This window comes from Photorhabdus sp. CRCIA-P01 (genome assembly GCF_003545805.1).
GTDB classification, from domain to species: domain Bacteria; phylum Pseudomonadota; class Gammaproteobacteria; order Enterobacterales; family Enterobacteriaceae; genus Photorhabdus; species Photorhabdus antumapuensis.
The window spans coordinates 1-5,117 of record NZ_NMQR01000097.1; the positions used below are offsets into that span (position 1 = coordinate 1).

The window sequence follows — 5,117 nt, forward strand, 5'->3', positions numbered from 1 at the left end:
ACCAAATTCCTGGATTGATTTCCAGCCAGAAGCCCCACATAACACAGCAGAAAAAGCTAAAAAAATCACATCCATTAATTCATGTTTTTTATTGATGTCAGAACGTGGGTCATCTATCTTGCTGATAAAGTTGAAAATACTCATTATTAAGATCACGCTTTTATAGAATAGAGAGATCTTAACGTTTTAATGAGAGAAGTGGCTATAAAAAGTTATATTTTGGTCTTTATTTAACCCAAATAACCTTGTTAAAATTGTGAGATCTTGCCCTGCCAAATTCCTGGATTGATTTCCAGCCAGAAGCCCCACATAACACAGCAGAAAAAGCTAAAAAAATCACATCCATTAATTCATGTTTTTTATTGATGTCAGAACGTGGGTCATCTATCTTGCTGATAAAGTTGAAAATACTCATTATTAAGATCACGCTTTTATAGAATAGAGAGATCTTAACGTTTTAATGAGAGAAGTGGCTATAAAAAGTTATATTTTGGTCTTTATTTAACCCAAATAACCTTGTTAAAATTGTGAGATCTTGCCCTGCCCCGGTCACATAGTTATCTATGCTCCCGGGGATTCGCTCCCTTGCCGTCGCGATACATCTTGAAATCCATTGGGTATAGTTAATAATTTTTAAAATCCCATCTGGAAGTTCTTTATTTCTTTCATATTTATCGAGAGTTTCAGAGGAAAGATCCCTTAACTTTGGTTGCGGAACTTTACCTATTGCCATCGAGGAAATTTGACCGAAGCTATTCACAACAACGACATATTCTCTAATATAGTATTTCTTATCGGCCTTTTCCAATATTAGTTGAATAATTTGTTGCCCAACAATATTTACATCTGAATTTAATTATCTATCCAATAGAATCAATAATTACTAATTTCATTTTTTACTTTTGATATTATACGAGTTCAATCCAATAATTATTACATTATATATGATTTCGATCGTTTGTATTGCTTATTTTGCCAAAAATATATCCACCAACCCTTTATGCTGATATTTCATCACTAGAAACTATATCAAGTACTTTTGCTGTACACGTCATTATGTACGCAGAGTATCTCAATCACACGCGGATAAAAGCGTCGTTACATCTGTATTTATCCTGATATTGCTTTGATATAGTTCATTAAGCATCCCAATGCGAAAACGCACCATTTCTTCACCAACCGCAATAACATCCATTTTTCGGTAAGGTTTCTCTTCAATCATTCGATCAATAATTTTTCTCATTGCAATTGCATGATCTTCATCCTCTTCAACATGGATTCTAAAGAAATGTAATGCATCATCAGGCGCCTTTATTAATTGCAAGGCATCTAAAATTGGGCCATAAACCAAAGGTACGATCGCCTCAGCACCTAAACACAGTGCCGCAAGCCCTCTTAGAGAATCATCACTGCGGCAGTGGCGAAACATAGCATCAATCAGTTGTTGAGTACTGTTAAGAATCGGGTCACTTTTAGGAACAGCGTTAATAGCCGCCATCGCTTTTTTATATAACTCTGCATGAGATATCTTTGCTGCATCGGTTCCTGTTAGCTCTTCCAATAGATTATGAGAAAGCAGCATAAAATCTTTTTGATCTGCTAAACCTCCCATCAATAAACACAGATAACGGGTGAAATATTGTGAATAGTAATGGTGCTGGATCATAAACTTTCTTAATAAATTCTGGTCCGCCTGTCCAGAGCGGCAAGCGACCAAAAATACATTCGAATTGAGCTCCTCCAATAACACTTTAGAGAAAACGTCTTCCCATAGTGGAGATAAAAAGTAACCGGTTTCTTTTTTAAGCTCGTTTTGAGTGTTGATAGTGAGTTCCATAATAAACCTTTTTAGTAACATTCAACCGACGAAATAAATGATATACAAGCTCTGAATCTGTGTGGCTTTCCGCTATATAGCAGCTAAAGCAAGATAAATTTTATTTCATACTACAGATTCGCTAATAGTGGATAAATAGACCTACAATCACTTCTGAAGTGACTTTCTTGTCACCAATAGCAACCTAAAAAAGCCCAGGAGGCCCAAGTGAATAATTTGAGTGGATTCATCATTTTCATTCATGTCGCCGAAGCTCGTAGCTTTGCAACCGCAGCCAGGCAACTCGGACTCTCTCCTTCGTCCGTTAGCAAAAGCATATCCCGATTAGAAAAGAAATTAGGTGTTCGTCTGCTCCAACGCAGCACCCGTAGTGTCAGTTTGACGGCTGAAGGTACACTGTTCCTTGAGCGCTGCAAACGCATCCTGGACGAGATTTCCACTGCGGAAAATGAACTATTAAGCTCTATCTCTGCCCCTCAAGGCCGCCTGCGAGTGAGTTTGCCGTTGCTCAGTAATCTAATGTTACCCGTATTATCTGCTTTTGCGACTTGTTACCCACAGATAGAGCTGGAACTGGATTTTAGTGATCGATTAGTCGATGTTATCGATGAAGGATTCGACGCCGTGGTTCGCACTGGAGAACTCAACGATTCACGACTGATGAATAAACGTATAGGGTCTAGCCGTTTCGTCTATGTTGGTGCTCCAAGCTACTTTGCACAACATAGTAAACCATCACACCCCGGAGAGTTATTACACCACGCCTGCTTGATGCATCGTTTTCCCACTACTGGCCTTTTAGAGAAATGGCCGCTGTGCTCAGGAAGATCCGAAATAGACATACATCTTCAGGCCAAGATAACCAGCAACCATGTCGAAACACTGCTACACATGGCGATTCAAGGCCACGGCATAGCCTGTTTGCCTGATTTTACCGTTAAACAAGCATTAGCTAGCGGTACATTGTTAACAATCTTGGATAAGTGGGCGGGGACTTCAAGCACCTTCCGGGTTCTCTGGCCATCTAACCGTTGGGTATTACCTAAAGTCAGAGCTTTTGTCGATTTCATGGCGGATAATTTATTCCCAAAAGAGAAATAAAATATTTATCCATAAAAAAACCGCACCTCAATGCTGGATTAAGTGTCCAGCTTGTGAGGTACAGTTCATTATCTCAATTAATCCTGAGAAATTTTTGCCCAGGTATCACGCAGGCCAACGGTACGGTTAAATACCAAATTTTCCGCACTGGAATGACAACTATCAGCACAGAAATAACCTTCACGCTCAAACTGATAAGTTTGTTCTGACTTAGCATCAGCTAAACCTGGCTCAACAAAGCCCTGACGAATCACCAGTGACTCTGGGTTAATTGTCGCCAGAAAATCATCCTCCGCACCTGGATTCGGTACGCTGAACAGACGATCATACAGACGGAATTCAGCAGAAACCGCATGAACCGCACTGACCCAATGAATAACACCTTTTACTTTCCGGCCATCCGCGGGATCTTTATTCAACGTTTGATCATCGTAACGGCAATAAATTGCCGTGATATTATCGTCAGCATCTTTCTCAACGCGCTCCGCTTTAATGATATAAGCATTACGCAGACGAACTTCTTTACCCAATACCAGACGCTTATATTGACGGTTCGCTTCTTCACGGAAATCTGCTCGGTCAATATAAATCTCACGGCTAAATGGCACTTCACGGCTGCCCATCTCCGGTTTGTTCGGATGATTAGGCATACTCAAAATCTGCTCCCCTTCTGGCATGTTTTCGATCACTAATCTGACCGGATCAAGAACAGCCATTGCGCGAGGGGAATTTTCGTTCAAATCATCACGGACACAAGATTCCAATGCTGCTATTTCCACATTATTATCCTGCTTGGTGATGCCAATACGACGACAGAATTCACGAATAGACGCGGCAGTATAACCACGACGACGCAAGCCTGAGATCGTTGGCATACGTGGGTCATCCCAACCTTCAACAATCTTATCCACCACCAGCAGATTCAGCTTACGCTTAGACATAACCGTGTATTCAAGATTCAAGCGCGAGAATTCATATTGGCGCGGATGACAATCAATGGTGATATTTCCCAGCACCCAGTCGTACAGGCGGCGGTTATCCTGGAATTCCAGTGTACACAGCGAATGGGTAATACCTTCAAGCGCATCGGAAATACAGTGAGTAAAATCGTACATTGGGTAGATGCACCATTTATTACCGCACTGATGATGTTCTGCAAATTTAATCCGGTACAAAACCGGATCACGCATCACAATAAAAGGTGATGCCATATCAATTTTGGCACGCAGACAAGCTTTACCTTCATTAAACTCACCGGCACGCATTTTTTCGAACAACACCAAGTTTTCTTCAATACTACGGTCACGGCATGGGCTGTTTTTACCCGGCTCTTTCAACGTGCCACGATATTCACGGATCTCTTCCGGACTCAATTCATCAACATAAGCCAGACCTTTGTTGATCAATTCAACAGCATACTGATACAGCGTATCGAAATAATTAGAAGAGTAGCGAATATCGCCACTCCACTCAAAACCTAACCACTGAACGTCATTTTTAATAGAATCGACGTATTCAACATCTTCCTTAACTGGGTTGGTATCATCAAAACGCAGATTACACTGGCCCTGATAATCCTTCGCAACACCAAAGTTCAGGCAGATCGATTTCGCATGACCAATATGCAGATAACCATTTGGTTCAGGCGGGAAGCGGGTATGTACCGATGTATGTTTACCAGTTGCCAAATCTTCGTCAATTATCTGACGGATAAAGTTTGTTGGGCGGGCGTCTGCCTCACTCATTGTTTTATACCTCAATAATGCCAAAAACGCGTCACATAACCGCCTATAATCCAACAAGCAGTGCCGAGAAACAACCGTTTGTTCATGTAAAATGGCGATTTAGTACAAAGTTGGAGCGAAAAAACGATGACGAGTTTAAAAGGGGCTGTTTTAATAATTTTTTACTAGAAAATAAGACGGGTACCTAGCAACCCAAACCAATAGGTCCATGTTTCAATAATATTATTATATAACAATTAGTTATGAATAAATCACTCTTGTGTCGAAAAAACACTCAACAGTGATACATGTCAACAATACAGCAAACTTTATTATGAAATAATCGGTGAGACTGTCGGCAATCAATATTTCATTAAATCATAATAAATATTACTGAATAACAACCATCCAATTTTAAAGAATAAATAATTGACACTATACCTATTACCAATAAC

Annotated in this window: 6 protein-coding genes; 1 reads left to right on the top strand and 5 read right to left on the bottom strand. The window is 40.2% G+C overall.

Features of this window, described 5'->3' with window-relative positions; genetic code table 11:
- The 4 genes from D3222_RS23390 to D3222_RS23400 form a co-directional block, all read right to left on the bottom strand.
- On the bottom strand, positions 1-144 hold a 144-nt coding region (locus tag D3222_RS23390), incomplete at its 3' end, for a transposase family protein (RefSeq protein ID WP_198672911.1).
- Positions 145-226: 82 nt separating this feature from the next.
- Complete coding sequence (locus D3222_RS23395; RefSeq protein ID WP_255417066.1) at positions 227-415, bottom strand: transposase family protein; 189 nt, start codon at positions 413-415, stop codon at positions 227-229.
- A gap of 42 nt (positions 416-457) precedes the next feature.
- Entirely contained in the window at positions 458-733 is a 276-nt protein-coding gene (locus tag D3222_RS25290) for a hypothetical protein (RefSeq protein ID WP_157975424.1), read from the bottom strand.
- A 339-nt stretch (positions 734-1,072) separates the two neighbouring features.
- Positions 1,073-1,837 (bottom strand): TenA family transcriptional regulator, encoded by a 765-nt coding sequence (locus D3222_RS23400; RefSeq protein WP_157975425.1) that lies wholly within the window; start codon positions 1,835-1,837, stop codon positions 1,073-1,075.
- Positions 1,838-2,044: 207 nt separating this feature from the next.
- Between D3222_RS23400 and D3222_RS23405 the strand changes: the two genes are divergently transcribed.
- Positions 2,045-2,938 carry a LysR family transcriptional regulator gene (locus D3222_RS23405; protein WP_118988231.1) on the top strand — a complete coding sequence of 298 codons (894 nt, stop codon included), beginning with the start codon at positions 2,045-2,047 and terminating at the stop codon, positions 2,936-2,938.
- Between the two features lie 77 nt (positions 2,939-3,015).
- Here the strand turns inward: D3222_RS23405 and glnS are convergent, their stop codons facing one another.
- Positions 3,016-4,683, bottom strand: coding sequence for a glutamine--tRNA ligase (glnS, locus tag D3222_RS23410; protein WP_118988232.1), 1,668 nt, complete (start codon positions 4,681-4,683; stop codon positions 3,016-3,018).
- Positions 4,684-5,117: the final 434 nt, after the last annotated feature.

Bases quoted from the DNA above. Each gene is read 5' to 3' on its own strand.
- D3222_RS23395 (WP_255417066.1), bottom strand. From the start codon at position 415: ATGAGTATTTTCAACTTTATCAGCAAGATAGATGACCCACGTTCTGAC.
- D3222_RS25290 (WP_157975424.1), bottom strand. From the start codon at position 733: ATGGCAATAGGTAAAGTTCCGCAACCAAAGTTAAGGGATCTTTCCTCT.
- D3222_RS23400 (WP_157975425.1), bottom strand. From the start codon at position 1,837: ATGGAACTCACTATCAACACTCAAAACGAGCTTAAAAAAGAAACCGGT.
- glnS (WP_118988232.1), bottom strand. From the start codon at position 4,683: ATGAGTGAGGCAGACGCCCGCCCAACAAACTTTATCCGTCAGATAATT.